This window comes from Leptolyngbya sp. O-77 (genome assembly GCF_001548395.1).
GTDB lineage: Bacteria > Cyanobacteriota > Cyanobacteriia > Elainellales > Elainellaceae > Thermoleptolyngbya.
In genome coordinates, this window is record NZ_AP017367.1 from 5,405,676 (window position 1) to 5,422,179 (window position 16,504).

Genomic DNA, 16,504 nt, shown 5'->3' on the forward strand with positions numbered 1-16,504 from the left:
TTAATGTAAGAATTTGGCTATGAACCTACCGCACAATCCTGAATGCTGTTTGATAGCTGGATAACAGCAGCCCAAAAATCCCTAAGATGATCCCAAGTTGGTATTGAGCGCAACAGTTCTTGTGGTAACTGCTCCATCGCTCGCTGAAACGGCGACGGATTGCCTAGCCCCTGCGCCAGAATCAGCGATCCCTGGATGGCGATCGCCCACCGCTATAGCCCACTCTATCCATCTGCCCCATCAAAGGAGGGCCCCATGCCACGCAAATTTGGAGAAATTGCTTTTACGCCCGAAGTCCTAGCCGCTCAAGCGCAGCGTGGCTCTCGACAAACCTACGCACGCTACATTGCTAAAGGCCCGGCTGGTGACAGTATCACGCCAGAATTGTCCGAGTTCATCGCCAATCTGGACGGGTTCTATTTAGGAACCGTTGGTTCTAACGGCTATCCCTATATCCAGTTTCGCGGCGGCCCGGCTGGTTTTCTAAAGGTACTGGATGAGAAGACGCTTGGCTTTGCCGATTTTTCTGGCAATCTGCAATACATTACCGTCGGCAATCTCTCCGGCAATGACAAGGCATTTCTATTCTTGATGGACTATCGGCATCGCCAGCGAGTCAAGGTTTGGGGACGTGCAGAATACTTAGAAGGGAACACAGACGCGAACGCAAAATGGATTGAAAAACTCCGAGTTCAGGATTATCCTGCACCTGTTGAACGGGCCATTTTGTTTCACGTCGAGGCGATTAGCGAAAACTGCCCGCAGCATATTCCCATTCGGTATTCTGCACAGGAGGTCGAAGCGATGATGGCTCCCTTGCGCGATCGCATTTCAGCACTAGAACAGCAGCTTGCACAGGCAGAGAATAACGCTTCTAGTCATCAGTGAGCAATTTTATCAAGTAATTTTATCCTTGATGAACCGCAGGGTCGTTGAGGTCATTTACCAGTTTTCAATTCATTTGTACCAATCACCACTCGCAAAGCTCTTGCCAAGCAATGAAGTCTGCTGAGCGTAGGGCGATCGCCCTACGAACTTGGGGCGATCGCGCTGTTGACTATTATTCTGCCCAAGGATTTTGTAGTTTAGCTCACAGAATTCCGTCTAAACCCGGTTGCAATGCTACATCCAAGATCAGGGAAACCCTGGCTCAGTGGGTAATTGCCGCCCAAAAAGCAGGGATTACCGACCGTCTGTGCTAGAATTAAATTGCTGGATATAGATGTGCTACCCATCTACGTTGTTGCTTTTTGGTTGCACTTTTTTCATTGACTTGTTTTTTTGATTTAGGTTGCATTCCAGCTATTGCATTGAACTTTAACTTTTTGCAGTTTTGCTTCAGTGGAAAGTTTTCAGACATATTCACCTAGCCTCAGCTTCTAAAGATAAGTTTCACTTTTTAAAGTCCTGACTTTTGAACTGAGCCAAGCAAGGTTCATCCGCTGTCCCTTTGTACACCAGTGAGGATCATCGAGTGATCGCAATCACACCTCGTCCCAATGGGCGAAAGTGGGGTACTGTAAGCTTTGCGTCTACTTTGCATCTGGGTCCAGTCTTGGACTTGCTGCTGGCTGATATTCCGCCACGCTGGAGAGCAGAGGTGCGTTTAGGACTTCAAGAGGCGCTGGTTAACGCAGCAAAGCACGGCAATAATCTCGACCCAAACAAAACCATTCTGGTTGAGTTCTACATTGTCAATAACGAACACTGGTGGATTATTTCCGACCAAGGCTGCGGGTTCGACCCTGCGGGGCCATGCCGAGAGGATTGTGTCGGGCGATCGCCCCAGGAGCAGCGAGACTGTGGCCGTGGACTCTATATCCTCCATCAGATTTTTGACCAGGTACACTGGAATGCAGACGGCACAGAGCTTCGCCTTTGCAAGCAGGTTCGGAGCCGGGGGCGTTTGCCGCTCCTCTCTTAGTGGACGCTAGTGGGCGCTCTCTGCCCGGAGTTGGGGCTTTGGGTTCCGATTCTCCCAGGCGCGTAAGGCGGCTCGATGCACATCGCTCCAGGAAACTTGGCGATCGCGGGCGATTTTGGCACAATCTTCATACTCCGGCTGGACGTTGAGCAGTTCTCCGCTAACGGGATGCTTCCCCAGCTTTATTGGGACTTCTCCAAATTCCGTCTCGACCGTCTGAAATTCTCGATCGAGCAGGGTTCGCTGCTGCACTGACTCGCGGATGCCCAGCGTCGTTGTTTCGCGAAACAAGACGGCTTTGCAAATTTCGGCCAGATCAATCGGGCAAATTACCGTCAGCAGCGTGCCCAGGCGCGATTTTTTCATGGTGACAGGCTGCGTAAACACGTCCAGCGCTCCCGCCGCCAGCAGTGTTTCTAGCGTGTAGGCGATCGCCTGTGGGTTTGCATCATCAATCTGCGTCTCCAGAACCGTCACCTGGGTATTGGCTCCCTGAGCAGCAGGCGTTACTGCTTTAGCAGACTGGGGTAAGTGAATCCCTGACGGAATGGTGTGGGCCACCGTCTGTCGATAGGCAAAGCTACCCGCCCCCAGTTCCGATAATTCCCCAATCCACAGCCGCAGAATATTGGGAATCGGCAGATCGCGCCCGCCCGCGCCCAGCCCCACGCGGGTCAGCGTCATCGGGGGTGGCGGGCCAAAACTGGCTGCCAGGGTCGTGGCGATCGCCGCCCCGGTGGGTGTGACCAATTCTCGCTCAATGCCGTTGCTGTAGATTGGCACCTGCCGCAGTTCCCACAGCTTCAGCACCGCAGGCGAAGGCACCGGGAGCCGCCCATGCGCTGCCCAGATGGTGCCGCCGCCGGTCGGCATCGCCGAGCAATACAAATGCTCAATGCCCAGCCAGTCCAACCCCAAGCAGGTTCCCACGATATCTACAATGGCATCTGTCGCTCCGACTTCGTGGAAATGGACGGACTCGATCGGAATCCCGTGAACCGCACTTTCGGCGATCGCCAACTGTCGAAACACCGCCAAACTCCACGCTTCGGCCCGAGGCGGCAATCCCGCTGCCAAGATCAACTGCTCGAGGTCTGCCAGATGCCGAGTTCCTGCGTGATGGTGTGGGGCAAGATCATGAGACGGATGCTCAGATTCATCAATCGCATTCCTGACACCATCTATAGAATCGGTATGAGCAACCGAATGGTTGTGCGAATGCGGATGAAAATGCTTTGCAGAATCATCGGAAGAATCAGACTCATGCGTATGAACATGACTCTGATGAGAATGTAAATCCGAATGCGTTTCTGAATGCAGCTCGACTGCATTTTGATAAATGCCTTGATGAGTCAAGTCATTAGAATGAGATTGAGAATAGGCACGCCGAAAGGTTGAATGAACATCGACTCCTGGCTCTTGGTGCGCCAGCGCTTCCGGATCAGGCAATGCGCTTAGGTCAACGTGCAGTTTTGTTGCCGATTGCCCATTTCGCTGCACGGTTTCGACTCGCAGTGTATATTCATGGGAAATGCCCAATCGCTGAAGCTGCGTTTCCAAATACTCCAGCGGCAACCCTGCGTGAATCAGCGCCCCCAGGCACATATCTCCGGCGATGCCCGTCGGGCAGTCTAGATACGCAATCTTGGTCATAGATGAGCCTTGGAGTTGAGAGAGTTGAGAGAACTAAACCGCTGAGACAGCCTATCCTCAACTAATCTACAGTAAATAACGGTCAGGTTCAGACCCTGAGATGTGCGGTATATTCTTTACGCAGTTATTCCTGGGAGTTATTCCTGGGAGTTATTCCTGGCAGTTATTCCTGAATAGGCACTTGCTTGCTCCGCTCCGCACTAAAATCGGCCGCGGGCAGAGTCGCTACGCCCACAGCCGATAGTCAATCGATTAGAAGTAGAAGATGAATCCCATATTCCAAAGGCAGGAATGATGCCGACCCAGAGATTACGGTTGTCCTGGCTGAACCGTGCCATTGGGATTCGCCATCGGATCAGGGTTCATAGAATCTGGGTTCATAGAATCCGCCGAGCTTTCGGGTGCGCCCATCATCGGATCGAGAGACGGGTCAGCGCTCGGGGGAGGGGCCGTTTGGGGGGCAGTTTCAGGAATCGTCACGTTGACATCCGGGGGTGGAGCCTGCTGAATGTTTACATCGGGGGGTTGAACGTTCACCTCAGGGGGCTGCACGTTCACTTCAGGGGGAGCAGCGGGTTCTACCTGGGGCTGGGTATCGCTGCGCTGGGCCAGCGCGATAAATAGGGCGGTAAAGCCTGCGATCGCCGCCAGCATCAGTCCAAGGAACAAGCTTCCGGAGGTATTGGCATTGTCTCGCGCCATTTCGGCCTGGCGACGAGCTTCGCAAGCATGAAGTTCGCGATCGCGCAATTCACGATTTTGCAACTCAGCGTTTTGCATGTCCCGAATGCGGGCCTCGTTCTGCCGACTATAATCAGGGTTACTCATGGTTTATTACCTCAGCTTATCAAATGGTTTTTTCCTGGGATTTCAAACCGTTCCGAACCCTGTTCACTAGCTGTGACTAGGTTTATGACAAAAGCAGGTTCATCGTAGGTTCACCCATGAACGCTTCTACAGCGTTTTTGAAGCTGGTGAGGTACGTGGATAGTCAAGAAGCGTTTGCCTCGTTAGGACTGTGCGTGCCTCGCCCCGCAAGAAAATGCTGTATTCCTAAACCAATCCCAAAAATTATCTAGTACAAGCTCCGAAACATTACACACCAAGGTAATGGCTGGGTTGCATAAAACGGTTCTATCGCAGGCCGGGAAGCCATGTCGTTCTCAGGGCTGAGGTGGAGAGGCGATCCGGGCATAGGGTCAGGCTTCGGGAAGCACGGCATTTGCCGAAGCGCTGGAGGCGTTGCTGAAGGGTTGTGGCAGCGACTCTAGCTGAAAATATTGATAAAACTTGTCGGTGATTTGCAGCCAAGACGAGCGGCTATCAGCTTTGCGACGCTTGCGGACAAACCCTAGCTCTACCAATTCCTGGACGTGCTGGTAGGCCCCGGAACCGCGCAGTTCGACCAGATCCGAAAGCGTCAGCGGGCCGCGCAGGGCGATCGCCGCCAGGGTCCGCAACGCGCCCACGCCCAAATCCACAGGCACCAGCTTTTGCAAGAGCGGCTGATAGGCTTCGCGAAGCTGCAAACAATAGCCCTCTGGCGTTTCCACCACTTCTAGTGCTCCGTCGCGCTGGGCGTAGTCGGTCATTAGCTCAATCAGCCCTTCCTCGGCACTGGGGCGATCGCATCCGGCATATTCTGCAATTTTGGCCAGCGTCAGCGGCTGCCCTTTCAGATACAAAATGGCTTCAATTGTGCTGGACAGTCGGGACATAGATCGCGCAGGGCACCTACGAAATGTCTGGCAAGCTGGCCAAAAGCTGCTCTACAAGCTGAGCCGCTTTAGCATCGAGCTTTTGCCAGTCTACATCGCCTGTGTCGTCGAGTAAGCTTGTATCTACTTCTACCACCACGGTGTCGGTTAGGCTCAGCACAGGACTGTAGTTGCGAAAGCAGATCTGATAGCACAACTGCCAGAGGTCGATATTCACCTGATGAGCCTGATACTGGAGACACAGCACGTAGCCCGGATGGGGCTGGGGCAGACGCGACAGCGCTTCCTGGAGGTCTGGGGCTTCTTCTGGCGTGGCGGATGCCAGCCGATGCTGAAGCGCTAGCACGTGCTGCTGCGTCTCCTCCGATACGCCATCGGGCCAGATGGGGTCGTTGCGGTAGGTGCTTTTCCAGGGCGACTGTTCCAGGGCTTTTCGCAAATTATCCAGCACCCGAATAAACACAGGCTGCATTAGCAGATTTGCCTGCTCCCAAGCGGCACGGCTGGCGAATTTAGGCTGGGTCATGGGAATCTGTCTGCGGGTCTTCAGAGAACCATTTCAGGGAGTCATTTCGGCACAGGCGAATGAGCCTTGTTTATCTTCACACGAGTCTTATGGGGTTACACCCAAACTCTACAGTTCCTTTATGAAACAACCCAGGCGATCGCCGTAGGATGAAGCTATTAACGGTGTTGCCTGCGCGAATCCACTGAATTTCCTTTTCAGTTGCTCCTATTCAATCACGTACGCTGAATCACGTAGGATGTGTTGGGTTTAAACCCCGCTTTTGAACTTGCTGAAAGGCTTTCAGGGTGCTTGCTTGCACAACGTTCATGGTTAGCTGAGAGGGTGCAGATAGAGGTTGATTCTGAGTCGTCATGCTGTCTGCACTCTTTTTCTTGAGCTTTTGTGCTGCTTTTAAGGTTGTCAGAGTCTTTGCTCGCTCCAACCGCTGACTCCAACCGCTGACTCCAACCGCTGGCTTTCAGCATTTGACTCTGGTTTCGAGAATTAAGCGGCGATCGCCCGAATCGTTGCAGCAGGCACAGTCGCAAAGTACTGTCGCCGAAATTGTTCTTCTTCAACCGCCGAGAGAAACGCCTCAATGGTCTGATTCACCTGGGCCGCTGTCGGCGATTGGGTGGACAAATCGGCTGGATTCCACTGAAATTGCAGCCCATTGGGGAGGGCTGTGACCGTCATTCCCAGCACCTGCAATGCCTGAATTCCGGCTCTCAGCGGGCGATCGCCCAGCCCCAGTTTTCGTAAAAGCTGCGATCGCGTTGCGACTTGCCCTGTGCGGCTGAGATACTTTGCCAGTCCCACCAGGGTTTGCCAGGATTCTAGCGGGTCGATAGCAGGGGGAAGCTGGTAGGCGATCGCCAGCCGTTTGCCGTCGTGCCGGGCCTGTCGTCCCCACACGCGCAGATCGTCCCACTGGGTCGGGCAGTCGGTCATCACCAGCACGTTTTCTGCGTCGGCCGCGCCTGCCAGAAGTTCGGACTGCCCGCGCCAGTCCAGCAGCCAGTCTGGCTCAGCAGGCATGGCCGCAGCCCACTCGCCCGCCGCCGGCCGAACCGCCATCAGCCGCACCTCGTAGCGCTTGCGAAACGGGTTGAAATCCATCTGCACCACCGCATCGCACGGCCCCGGCGGCATCTCGTCGCGATAGTGCCCCCACCACACGCCAGGAAATTGCCCGGTTTCATCCACAAGCTCAAACTCGGTTTTGATGTAACGCACCTTGCGCTGCTTGAAATCGCGGATATTTTCATTGCGGACATTTTCAAAACGGCACTGGCGAATCAGCAGGTTGGGTGTGGGGTTGCCCATGCCGCAGGGTTCCAGCAGTTTCAGCGCTTGGAACAAGTCTTTTCCCAACTGGCCCACGGTCACGATCAGATCAACCGGGAGCGCAGGCGGGGCAATCGCCCCCGATATCCCCACCTGCTGCCGGAGTTGCCGATTGATGCCATCCGCAAACAGCGGAATGTTTTCCACAGGCAGACTCAGCCCCGCCGCCAAGGGATGCCCGCCAAACCCACTGAGCAAGTGCTGCTGACTGCTCATCAGGTCGTAGAGATCAATCTGGTTCACAGAGCGGGCAGAGCCTCGTGCCAGCTTGACGCTACTGGGCGAAGACTTGGAGGCATCCGATGCAGCGGGTTTGGAAGCTGCCAATGGTGCGGCGCTGCTGAGCAAAAGGGTTGGACGGCCATATTCCTGAGCAATTTGCCCCGCTACCAGTCCTAGAACGCCCACTGGCCACTGCGGATCTTCTAGCACAATTACGCCAGTCGTAGACAAATCCATCTGGCTCAGCCGCGCCGAGACTTGTTTGAACAGATCTTGCTGGAGGGCGCGGCGGCGAGTGTTTGCCAGTTCTGCTGCTTCGGCAAGCTGGCGACAGCGGCTCTCGTCGCGGCTGGTCAATAGCTCCACGCCATCGCGGGCATCGCCCTGGATGCGGCTGATGGCGTTGATGCGCGGCCCCAGCCCGAAGGAAATATCAGTAGGGCGATCGCCCGCCTTTTTGCAAAATTCCAGCAGCATCGCCACGCCGGGGCGCGGAGCCGTTGCCACATCCTGATTTTTCTGAAGCTGAGCAATGCCCCGCTGCGCCAGATAGCGGCAGTCGCCCCGCAGTTCCACCAGGTCAGCAATTAGCCCAATCGCCACCAGATCCAGCAGGGCATCCAGCGGGCGCGTCGGCACGTCGGGCAGGGTTTCGTATAGCGCCTCCACCAGTTTGTAGGCAACGGCAACGCCCGAAAGGGTTGCGAGGGGATGATCCGCAGGCAGGCTGCGGGGATTGACAATGGCCACCACAGGCGGACGCTGGGTCAGCAGCGTGTGGTGATCCGTCACAATCACGTCCAGCCCCAAGCGATTCGCATGGTCAATCTCTGCCAGGCTGGTGCTGCCCGTGTCGCAGGTGACAATCAGGCGAACGCCTGCTGCCGCTAGTTGCTCGATGCCGCTGTGGGTCAGCCCGTGGGATTCTGTCAGGCGATTGGGGATGACATAGGAGAGACGATCGCCCTGAGGGAAAAACTGTCCCAGCCCTTCCCACAGCACCGCCGTCGCCGTAATCCCATCGGCATCAAAATCTCCCCAAATGGCGATCGCCTCCTGTCGTTCGTAGGCCAGCTTCAGACGGGCGATCGCCCTCTGCATTTCTTCGCCAAACGCAAAGGGGCTGGTCGGCGCATAGCAATTGGGGTCGAGCCAGCCCGCCAGCGCCGCTGAGTCGCGAATACCCCGCTGCCAAAGCAACTGGGCAGCATAGGTCGCCATGCCATCGGGTGCATACTCCGCCGCTGCCTGCACAAACTCGGCGGGCGGCGACTCATCGGGTGGAAGCTGCCAGATTGCCGACTCAGCCATGCAAAACGATCCTCCAGGGTCAGGCTCCCATTCAGGCTCCCATTTTAGACTCCAGAGCAGCGGCCGTCAGGCTCCGAGCAGTTCATCCAGGGCATCCAGCGCTTCGCAACTGCCACCGTTCGCCAGAGCCAGCGGGTCGAATCGGCGCAGCGGAGTCCAGGTGGGGACGTGGGCCGGGGCGATTCCCGTTGGGATCGCTTCGCGAATCGCCGCGCCAGGAAACGGCTCCCGACCGTGCAGATAGTCATCGGCATAGCGCCGGAATACCGCCTCTACCGCTGCACGGGTGTTCTTTAGCCCCCACTCAGCAGCAATTTGCTGCGCCTTTTCCAGCACATCCGCACTCAGTCTTACTTTGTTGTCATGCATAGCTGTTGATCCATCGACATCGAGTACAAACCGCGAACATTGGCAAACTGTGGGTCGCCCATGACGGCAAAGAGCTTGCGCCCCTGGAGCCGCTCGGCAATCAGGTGAGTACTGCCGCCCGTCACCAAAAAGCGCGTCACGCGGGGCATATAGGGGTTGTATTGCGATCGCACGGTTTGGAAAATGCCCTTAAACCAGGGGTCGAGATGCTCCTCCAGCCAGGGGGCCCACGTTAGCTCTGTGTCGGCGTAGGTGTGCCCAGCCCGAAACCCGTCCATTACAATGCTGGGGTCGGCGCTCGTGCCCAAAGCCGAGGTGAGTCGCTTGTCGAAGCTGATGGAAGCCGCCAGTTCGTATGCACCACCGCGATCCATGACGTTTTCATCGATCACTTCGCCCTCGGCATCTACCAGCCGCGTTAGCCAAGTGCCGCCGCCAATATCGACGACAATGGTAAAGCCTGCATCGGGAATCATCCCCAGTTGCCGTGCGTAGTGATACGCGCCCATGCCTTCGCGCTCCACCTCCACGCTTTCCACCATGACGCGATAGTCCAGCCCGTTGCGCTTGAATTCGTGCATCCCGATGAGTTGCTCTCGAATCGCGTCTCGGTTTTTGGCGGGTTCTGGCGTGGAGGCGTAGACCTGTAAGGTAAACTCGGTGCTGCCATTAAACGGTTCCAAACAGGCGTAGAGATGCAGGCGCGAGAGTTCCACCTTATTTTCTACAACGGTCTGCTGCTGGCGGCGATATTTATAGGCCTGTGCGCCAAAGTGGACGCGGGTGCCATCAGGCAGCTCGATCAGCGGCGAAGCGTCGGAATAGCTGACGGCATCGCGCCCCGACGGCAGATGATAGCGCACCGAGCGAATCGCCTTGGGATGACCGTTGCCGTCGAAAAATTTGAGATCATAGTTGCCTGCATCCAGCGCCAGGGTGCGCGTGCCGCTTGGAGAGATTGCAGGGGGTTTACTTGCCCGCCTTGCTCTGGTACCTGTAGTCATAGAGCGTTTGTTTTCACCCGTTGAGTTTGCTGAGGCGGTACGTGGGGCAGCAGAGTGCTGGAATTGTCTCTGGAATTGTCTCTGGAATTGATTCTGAGCCTTGAAGATCAGCCATCCAGAGGTTCCGTTTGTCCCCATCTGTACCCATTTGGTGTTTGATACAAGTGTACTATATCATTGCCATCCAAATTTTGGATCAGGCGATCGCCCCCATTGACCCTACCCCACATCACCAAACGCGCCAAAGCCAGCGCCCTAGCAGTACAGACGCACTCTGAAAAAGTTTGAGAAAGTTTGAAAAAATGTAAACCGACCGGGGAACTGGGGTCAGGCGCTAGGGCCTAACGGCGGCTTGGTTGCGCCAGCGTTCACGGCTCCAGCGTTCACCGCTCCAGCATTTACTGCTCCAGCATTTACTGCTCCGGCATTTACCTTACCAACGCAGTGATCGACCCACGCCAGGATTTCTCGATTGACTCGGTCGGCGCACTCGTCGTAAGGACAGTGGCCCGCATCGGGCAGTTCAATCAGCTTTAGCCTGGGATTCATGGCCGGAAGCTGACGACCCCATCCCAGTGGGATTACACGGTCTTTTTCTCCCCACAGCAGCAGGATCGGCAAATCGACCGCTTGCAGCAAGGCTTTTGTATTCGGGCTAAAGTCTGTTTGGGTGCGGGCCTGCACCAGCCGACAGAGGACTTTCGCTGCGCCGCGATCGCCCGCCGGAATGGCGAAGCTTTGCACCAGTTCGTCGGTAATGGCTTCGGGGTTAGCATAAACTGCTCGCAGCACCGAGCGAATCACGCCCGGTCGCCGAATTAGGCTGAACAACGGCTTTAGCAGCAGCGGCGACGAGAAGAAAGATTCAATTTCGCCCACGAAGCCCTGTAGCTTTCCGGGCAATAGCTCCTGGCGAGATGCAGGCAACGTGAGCAGGATCAACCCCTGAACCAGGGCAGGCTCAGCAGCGGCGATCGCCAGCGCCACGAGCGCCCCCAGCGAATGCCCCACCAGCACCACCGGCCGCCCCACAATCTCGCGGCAAAAGTCCCGCACCTGCGCCATCCACAGGTCTACTTTGTAATTTGCCGCCCCTTTTTCCGACGCACCAAACCCCAGCAAATCCAGCGCATAGACCGTGTGATGCTGGCTCAGCGGCTCCAGGTTCAGCCGCCACTGGGTCAGCGCTGCCCCGAACCCATGCAGGAATACAATCGGCACGGCATCCGGCGCAGGGGTTTGCGCCCTTAGATAGGTATAGCGAATCTGCCAGCCGCGCCATGCCCAGTCGCGCTGGGAGCCAAGCTGCGTGTGCCAGGGAAGCTGCGGAGACAAAGCAGGCATAGCGATCGCTAATGGAAACAACCTCCTCTTCATGCTATAGCAAGGGGTCAAGGGTTAGGGGTCAGGAGTCACGAGCGAAGCAGTACAGTATTCTGGTAGGTGCTTGGCGTTGAACCCAAGAAAACACCGAATCTGAGCTTGATTGGGGAGAGTCCGTTTTGCTTCAGACTGCTCCCAGACTCATCTTTCCCAAGCCCTACCGCTCCCAGGATGCATCACCGCCCGACGCTATGAGCCTCTGCATCAATCCCCAATGCGCTGAACCCAATCACCCCAGCAACGACGGCAGCCGCTTTTGCCAAAGCTGCGGGTCGGATCTGGTGCTGCGGGAGCGCTATCGCGTTATGCGGCTGATTAGCGACAAAAGCGGTTTTGGTCAGGTGTATGAAGCCTACGAGCGGAATGTACCCAAAATCCTGAAGGTGCTGAAGGAAATCCACAGCGGCCACAGCAAAGCCGTCGCCCTGTTTCGGCGAGAGGCCGTAGTGCTGAGCCAGTTGCGCCATCCGGGTGTGCCTGCGATTGAGCCAGACGGCTATTTCCAGTTTTTGCCACGCGGCAGCGAGTCGCCGCTGCACTGCATCATCATGGAAAAAATTGACGGGCCTAACCTGCGAGAATGGATGCGGCAGCAGGGCAACCACGGCATCAGCGAGGCGCAGGCGCGAAAGTGGATGCGACAACTGACGGAGGTGCTGCACTTGGTGCATGAGCGCAACTATTTTCACCGGGATATTAAGCCCGAAAATATTATGCTGCGGTCGAATGGGCAGTTGGTGTTGGTGGACTTTGGCGCAGTGCGCGAGATGACGGCGACTTATCTGGCACAACTGGGCGGTTCCGAAGGCGTAACCCGCATTAGCTCCGCAGGCTACACGCCGCCAGAGCAGGAAAAGGGGCAGGCTGTGCCCCAGTCCGATTTTTATGCCCTGGGGTGGACGTTTATTTACCTGCTGACCGGGAAGCAACCGACCGATCCTGATATTTACAATCCCCACGACAATAGCTTCCGCTGGCGGCAGTTTGCTCCGCAGGTGTCGGAGCCGTTTGCCGACTTTATCGACCGCCTGATTGCGCCCAAAGCGAGCGATCGCCCCACCAGCACCCGCGAAATCCTGGAAGATCTGGCGGCGATCGCCCCTCCCAGCAACCTGCCCCGCGTCCAAGGGCTGGCTTCATTACCCCCAGAAAATATCTCCTCACCCAAGACGACCGAGCTTCAGCCTGCACAGACTCATTCTCAGCGCACCACACTCCGCTGGAAGCGTCCCTGGTTCTGGGGCAGTGCAGCAGCGCTGCTGATTGGGCTGGCGGGCTGGGGTGGCTGGCAAGTTTATCAGCGTTCTAGCGGTGGAACCGTTGCCGTACAGTCGCTCGTCTCTAGCGCTAGCTTGGCAGAACATACCGGATTCATTAATCACGGAGTGTTTACTCCGGACGGGCAGCAGCTCATTACCTGTGGCGCAGACCAGCAAATCATCGTGTGGGACGTGGCAACGGGGCAACCCCTCCGCACGCTCAAGGGACATAGCAGCTACGTGAACGTGGTCGCGCTGAGCGGCAATGGGCAAACGCTGGTGAGCGGCGGCGCAGATAATCAAGTCCTAATTTGGGATTTGCCCAGCGGCACAATCCGACATACGCTGACCGGTCACACGAACGCAATAAACGCACTGGCGATCGCCTCGGATGGAACACTGATCAGCGGCAGTGCGGATAGCACAGTGCGAACCTGGAACCTGGCAACCGGACAGCCAATTCACACCCTGGAAGGACACAAAGGGTTCATCAATGCGATTGCTGTTAGCCCTGATGCCCGCACAATTGTTAGTGGCGGTACAGATTCAGATATCATCGCTTGGGATCTGGAGACTGGAACGCCACTGCGAACGTTTACAGGATTTACAGGAGCCATCAATGCGATCGCCCTTACGCCGGATGGAGTCGAGGTGCTGGCGGGCGGCACAGATCGAACAATCTATCGCTGGAACCTGGAGACAGGCGAACTGGGCAAACCGCTGACGGGTTCGGCTGGGTTTATCAACATGCTGGCAGTGCGCGGCGACGGCAGAACCTTGCTCAGCAGCGATGCCGAAGGGCAACTGACGCTGTGGAATTTGGTAACCGGAAAACCCACTCACATCTTTGCCGGCGAGGGAGCGCCCCTCGACCATGCGATCGCCAGCCCCGACTGGAGAACCATCGCCACGGGCAAAGGGTTCCGCACGGTACGTCTGTGGCAGCTTCCAGACGACGTGTTTTAGACATTTTCCAGACAATTTCAGACGTTTTTTAAATTTTGAATCTGGGTTGATCAATCCGACCCAATCTCTGCTAAAGTTCCACCCTTTAGTAGCTGTTTTTTAATACTTTGGCAGGAGAATTATGCTTTACACCGACTACGCCACGCTCACCCTGTCCTCGCCCAATCTGGCACGGTTGCGGCAGTTCTACCGGACGCTCCTCAACATCGCTCCATCGTTCGAGTTTCCCAACACCTACGTCGAATTCCAGATCGGTCTGTTTCGGTTTGGCATCTTTCAGCCCAAACAGGAACATGCCGGAGAATTCGCTGCCTCCCACAGCGGCGCAATGAGCCTGTGCCTGGAGGTAGATAACCTGGAGCAGGCGATCGCCGCTGTAGAGGCTGCCCATAGCGCGATCGCCGCCGCCCCCCCACGCCCCGCCAGCCCCATCATTACTGACTTCCACGGTCGCGAAGCCTACGCCTACGACCCCGACGGCAACCGCCTCATTCTGCACGAGTCAGGGCATCCCGCAACGTTCTGAGCCTTGCATCAGCCTTGAAGACGAGACGGATCGCTCTGGTTCGTCTTCAAGGCTGGTGGTTTCATCAGCGGGCGATCGCCTATGCCGAGCGGCGGGCGGGTAGTGCCAGGTTGCCGCTTCCGTTGCCGCCCATTGTGCTGCTTAGCACCTTACCGTTGCGATTCAGGTGGCCGCTGGCAGAAGGAGTCGGCTGGGGCGGCTCCTCCGGCAAGAGAAATTCGCGGATGAACCGGGCTGCGGCCCGCTGGGCCAGCCCGCCTGCAATCTGCTGGCCCATGCGCTGAGTTTCAGGACGCAGCAGCAGATTTGGCACCACAGGGAGAAGCTGAATCGGGTCAAATCCGGGCGTATCGCGCAGAATGTTGAGAATACGGCTCAGGTGTTCCAGGTTTTGCGACTCGGCAGGGGGCGGCGCGGAACCGTTGCCCAGACCGATGCGATCGCGCAGAGTGGCAGTCAGCCGCTGCATCGTCATCTGCCCATAGCCGTCAATCCCTTTGACAATCTCCTCCACCAGATACTCGCGAATAAACTCGCCGCGCTCAGAAAACAGGAAGTTTAGCGCCTGATCCACCGCATAGTTCAGGTCATAATCTGGGCTGTCCTTAGCGTTCTTCAGCAGGTTTTCCAGACGATTCCAGCGGAAGCTGCCGTCTTTGAACAGCAAATCCTTAAGCGAGGAGCGGAGTTCTGGCGACGGATCGGTTAGCAAGCGCTTAGCAATATAAGGATAGGCCTTGCTCAGCACCTTGAAATTGGGATCCACGTTGATAGCGATGCCTTCCAACGTCACCAGCGACCGGATAATCAGTGCGTAGTAGGCAGGCACGCGGAACGGATAGTCGTACATCACCTGGGAAAGCTGGTCGGTGATGCTCTTGAAGTTCAGTTCGGCGACGCTCGACCCCAGCGCGTTGCTAAAGACCGCAGCCAGTGCCGGAATAATCGGGGTCAAGTCGGTATCCGGGGTCAAAAATTCCAGCTTTACGTAGTCTTTCGCCAAGCCTTCAAAGTCGCGGTTGACCATGTGAACCACCGCCTCGATCAGCCCGTAGCGCTGGGGAGCCTGCACCTCACTCATCATGCCAAAGTCCAGATAGGCGAGCTTGCCATCGGGTGTCGCCAGCAGGTTGCCAGGGTGCGGGTCGGCATGGAAAAAGCCATGCTCTAGCAACTGCCGCAGCGAACACTGCACACCCACTTCTACCAGGTAGGCCGCATCGATGCCCTGGGCCGCTAGCTCTCGCGGCTTGGTGAGCTTGGTGCCGTTGATCCACTCCATCGTCAGCACACGCTGATGGGTATATTCCCAGTAAATCCGAGGCACATAGATGTCAGGAATTGCGCCATAAAGCTGGGCAAACCGCTCGGCGTTGCGCCCTTCCTGGGTGTAATCCATCTCTTCAAAGATGCGGGCCCCGAACTCGTCCATGATGCCAACGAGGTCGCTGCGGATTTGCTTGAAGGTATTTGCCGCCCACATTGCAGCACGGCGCAGAATGTAGAGGTCAAGCGTAATACGCTCCGCCAGTCCGGGACGCTGCACCTTCACTGCCACAACCTCACCCGTCTTCAGCTTGCCCTTATAGACCTGCCCTAGCGAGGCGGCGGCAATTGGCTCTGGGCTGAGTTCGGCGTAGATATTCTCGGGGCGATCGCCCAATTCTTCTTCAATAAACTGAAACGCCACTTCGTTGGGAAAAGGCGGCAACTGGTCTTGCAGGCGAGTCAGTTCTTCCAAATAAGCGGGCGGCACCAGATCAGGGCGAGTAGAGAGCGCCTGCCCAATCTTGATGTAGGCGGGGCCAAGCTTGGTCAAAATGTCGCGCAATTGCTCGGCGCGACGCTGCTGTTTTTTTTCGGTCTGTCCCCACTGCTTATCCCACCACAGGCCCAACGCAAACAGAACGAAGGGCAGCACAATGCCAATCATTCGCCCCATCACTGGCAGCGGACGAACCCTGTAATATTCGGCGATCGCCATCGGGTCGTAGCGCACTGCTGGCATCTCCGACGAGTCGTAAGCGGACTTGAGGTGGTCTTCAATCGATAGCGGGCGAGCAAGCACCGCAGCAGGGCGGACGGTCGCGGAAGTCTCAGCAGTTGGCATGGGTTCCAGAGCGGAATGAAGAGAAGAGTCGCCTCTGTTAAGCATTGTAACAGCGAACATCTGGCAACCCCTCTATCTTGCAGGGGGAATTGCCCCGCGAATAGCCAATCGCCCGTAATCCAAATGGCGGAAAAACCGTCACCTACGGGTCGCTGATATCGCTGATCAGTCGCTGATCAACTGTGCAGCGGGCCTTGCGTTGGC

13 protein-coding genes are annotated in these 16,504 nt (G+C 56.6%); 4 read left to right on the plus strand and 9 right to left on the minus strand.

Translation table 11 applies throughout. From position 1 onward, the window contains the following. The first annotated feature begins 255 nt into the window (after window positions 1-255). Complete coding sequence (locus O77CONTIG1_RS22795; RefSeq protein ID WP_068515592.1) at window positions 256-888, plus strand: pyridoxamine 5'-phosphate oxidase family protein; 633 nt, start codon at window positions 256-258, stop codon at window positions 886-888. Window positions 889-1,600: 712 nt separating this feature from the next. Next, window positions 1,601-1,924 carry an ATP-binding protein gene (locus tag O77CONTIG1_RS24045; protein WP_317134167.1) on the plus strand — a complete coding sequence of 108 codons (324 nt, stop codon included), beginning with the start codon at window positions 1,601-1,603 and terminating at the stop codon, window positions 1,922-1,924. 6 nt (window positions 1,925-1,930) lie between these two features. On the opposite strand, the gene larC is transcribed toward O77CONTIG1_RS24045, so the two are convergent. The 8 genes from larC to O77CONTIG1_RS22840 all read right to left on the minus strand — a co-directional run bounded on the left by larC (window position 1,931) and on the right by O77CONTIG1_RS22840 (window position 11,400). After that, entirely contained in the window at window positions 1,931-3,577 is a 1,647-nt protein-coding gene (larC, locus tag O77CONTIG1_RS22805) for a nickel pincer cofactor biosynthesis protein LarC (RefSeq protein ID WP_068515597.1), read from the minus strand. Between the two features lie 309 nt (window positions 3,578-3,886). After that, window positions 3,887-4,405: a hypothetical protein gene (locus O77CONTIG1_RS22810; RefSeq protein ID WP_068515600.1), complete on the minus strand. Its 519-nt coding sequence runs from the start codon at window positions 4,403-4,405 to the stop codon at window positions 3,887-3,889. 371 nt (window positions 4,406-4,776) lie between these two features. Beyond that, the gene (gene scpB, locus O77CONTIG1_RS22815; protein ID WP_068515604.1) at window positions 4,777-5,295 is read right to left on the minus strand and encodes an SMC-Scp complex subunit ScpB; all 519 of its coding nucleotides are present in this window, start codon (window positions 5,293-5,295) and stop codon (window positions 4,777-4,779) included. 16 nt (window positions 5,296-5,311) lie between these two features. Continuing rightward, window positions 5,312-5,821, minus strand: a complete 510-nt coding sequence (locus O77CONTIG1_RS22820; RefSeq protein ID WP_068515607.1) for a hypothetical protein — start codon at window positions 5,819-5,821, stop codon at window positions 5,312-5,314. A 486-nt stretch (window positions 5,822-6,307) separates the two neighbouring features. Further along, window positions 6,308-8,683: a single-stranded-DNA-specific exonuclease RecJ gene (recJ, locus tag O77CONTIG1_RS22825; RefSeq protein ID WP_068515612.1), complete on the minus strand. Its 2,376-nt coding sequence runs from the start codon at window positions 8,681-8,683 to the stop codon at window positions 6,308-6,310. A 66-nt stretch (window positions 8,684-8,749) separates the two neighbouring features. Then, entirely contained in the window at window positions 8,750-9,052 is a 303-nt protein-coding gene (locus tag O77CONTIG1_RS22830; RefSeq protein WP_068515614.1) for a hypothetical protein, read from the minus strand. After that, complete coding sequence (locus tag O77CONTIG1_RS22835) at window positions 9,034-10,056, minus strand: ParM/StbA family protein (RefSeq protein WP_068515618.1); 1,023 nt, start codon at window positions 10,054-10,056, stop codon at window positions 9,034-9,036. Before O77CONTIG1_RS22835 ends, O77CONTIG1_RS22830 begins: the two co-directional genes overlap by 19 nt. A 327-nt stretch (window positions 10,057-10,383) precedes the next feature. Beyond that, window positions 10,384-11,400 (minus strand): alpha/beta fold hydrolase, encoded by a 1,017-nt coding sequence (locus O77CONTIG1_RS22840; RefSeq protein ID WP_084782931.1) that lies wholly within the window; start codon window positions 11,398-11,400, stop codon window positions 10,384-10,386. Between the two features lie 158 nt (window positions 11,401-11,558). Between O77CONTIG1_RS22840 and O77CONTIG1_RS22845 the strand changes: the two genes are divergently transcribed. Continuing rightward, a complete protein-coding gene (locus O77CONTIG1_RS22845) occupies window positions 11,559-13,664 on the plus strand; it encodes a WD40 repeat domain-containing serine/threonine-protein kinase (RefSeq protein ID WP_197673279.1) in 2,106 nt (701 codons plus the stop codon). Window positions 13,665-13,785: 121 nt separating this feature from the next. Continuing rightward, on the plus strand, window positions 13,786-14,190 hold the full coding sequence (locus O77CONTIG1_RS22850; protein ID WP_068515624.1) for a VOC family protein: 405 nt from the start codon (window positions 13,786-13,788) through the stop codon (window positions 14,188-14,190). A gap of 79 nt (window positions 14,191-14,269) precedes the next feature. On the opposite strand, the gene O77CONTIG1_RS22855 is transcribed toward O77CONTIG1_RS22850, so the two are convergent. Beyond that, on the minus strand, window positions 14,270-16,300 hold the full coding sequence (locus tag O77CONTIG1_RS22855; RefSeq protein WP_084782932.1) for an ABC1 kinase family protein: 2,031 nt from the start codon (window positions 16,298-16,300) through the stop codon (window positions 14,270-14,272). Window positions 16,301-16,504 lie beyond the last annotated feature (204 nt).

What these genes read in the sequence shown, in the direction of transcription:
- O77CONTIG1_RS22795 (WP_068515592.1), top strand. Translation starts at nt 256, where the DNA reads ATGCCACGCAAATTTGGAGAAATTGCTTTTACGCCCGAAGTCCTAGCC.
- O77CONTIG1_RS22840 (WP_084782931.1), bottom strand. Translation starts at nt 11,400, where the DNA reads ATGCCTGCTTTGTCTCCGCAGCTTCCCTGGCACACGCAGCTTGGCTCC.
- O77CONTIG1_RS22830 (WP_068515614.1), bottom strand. Translation starts at nt 9,052, where the DNA reads ATGCATGACAACAAAGTAAGACTGAGTGCGGATGTGCTGGAAAAGGCG.
- O77CONTIG1_RS22810 (WP_068515600.1), bottom strand. Translation starts at nt 4,405, where the DNA reads ATGAGTAACCCTGATTATAGTCGGCAGAACGAGGCCCGCATTCGGGAC.
- larC (WP_068515597.1), bottom strand. Translation starts at nt 3,577, where the DNA reads ATGACCAAGATTGCGTATCTAGACTGCCCGACGGGCATCGCCGGAGAT.
- O77CONTIG1_RS22855 (WP_084782932.1), bottom strand. Translation starts at nt 16,300, where the DNA reads ATGCCAACTGCTGAGACTTCCGCGACCGTCCGCCCTGCTGCGGTGCTT.
- O77CONTIG1_RS22850 (WP_068515624.1), top strand. Translation starts at nt 13,786, where the DNA reads ATGCTTTACACCGACTACGCCACGCTCACCCTGTCCTCGCCCAATCTG.
- recJ (WP_068515612.1), bottom strand. Translation starts at nt 8,683, where the DNA reads ATGGCTGAGTCGGCAATCTGGCAGCTTCCACCCGATGAGTCGCCGCCC.
- scpB (WP_068515604.1), bottom strand. Translation starts at nt 5,295, where the DNA reads ATGTCCCGACTGTCCAGCACAATTGAAGCCATTTTGTATCTGAAAGGG.
- O77CONTIG1_RS22820 (WP_068515607.1), bottom strand. Translation starts at nt 5,821, where the DNA reads ATGACCCAGCCTAAATTCGCCAGCCGTGCCGCTTGGGAGCAGGCAAAT.
- O77CONTIG1_RS22835 (WP_068515618.1), bottom strand. Translation starts at nt 10,056, where the DNA reads ATGACTACAGGTACCAGAGCAAGGCGGGCAAGTAAACCCCCTGCAATC.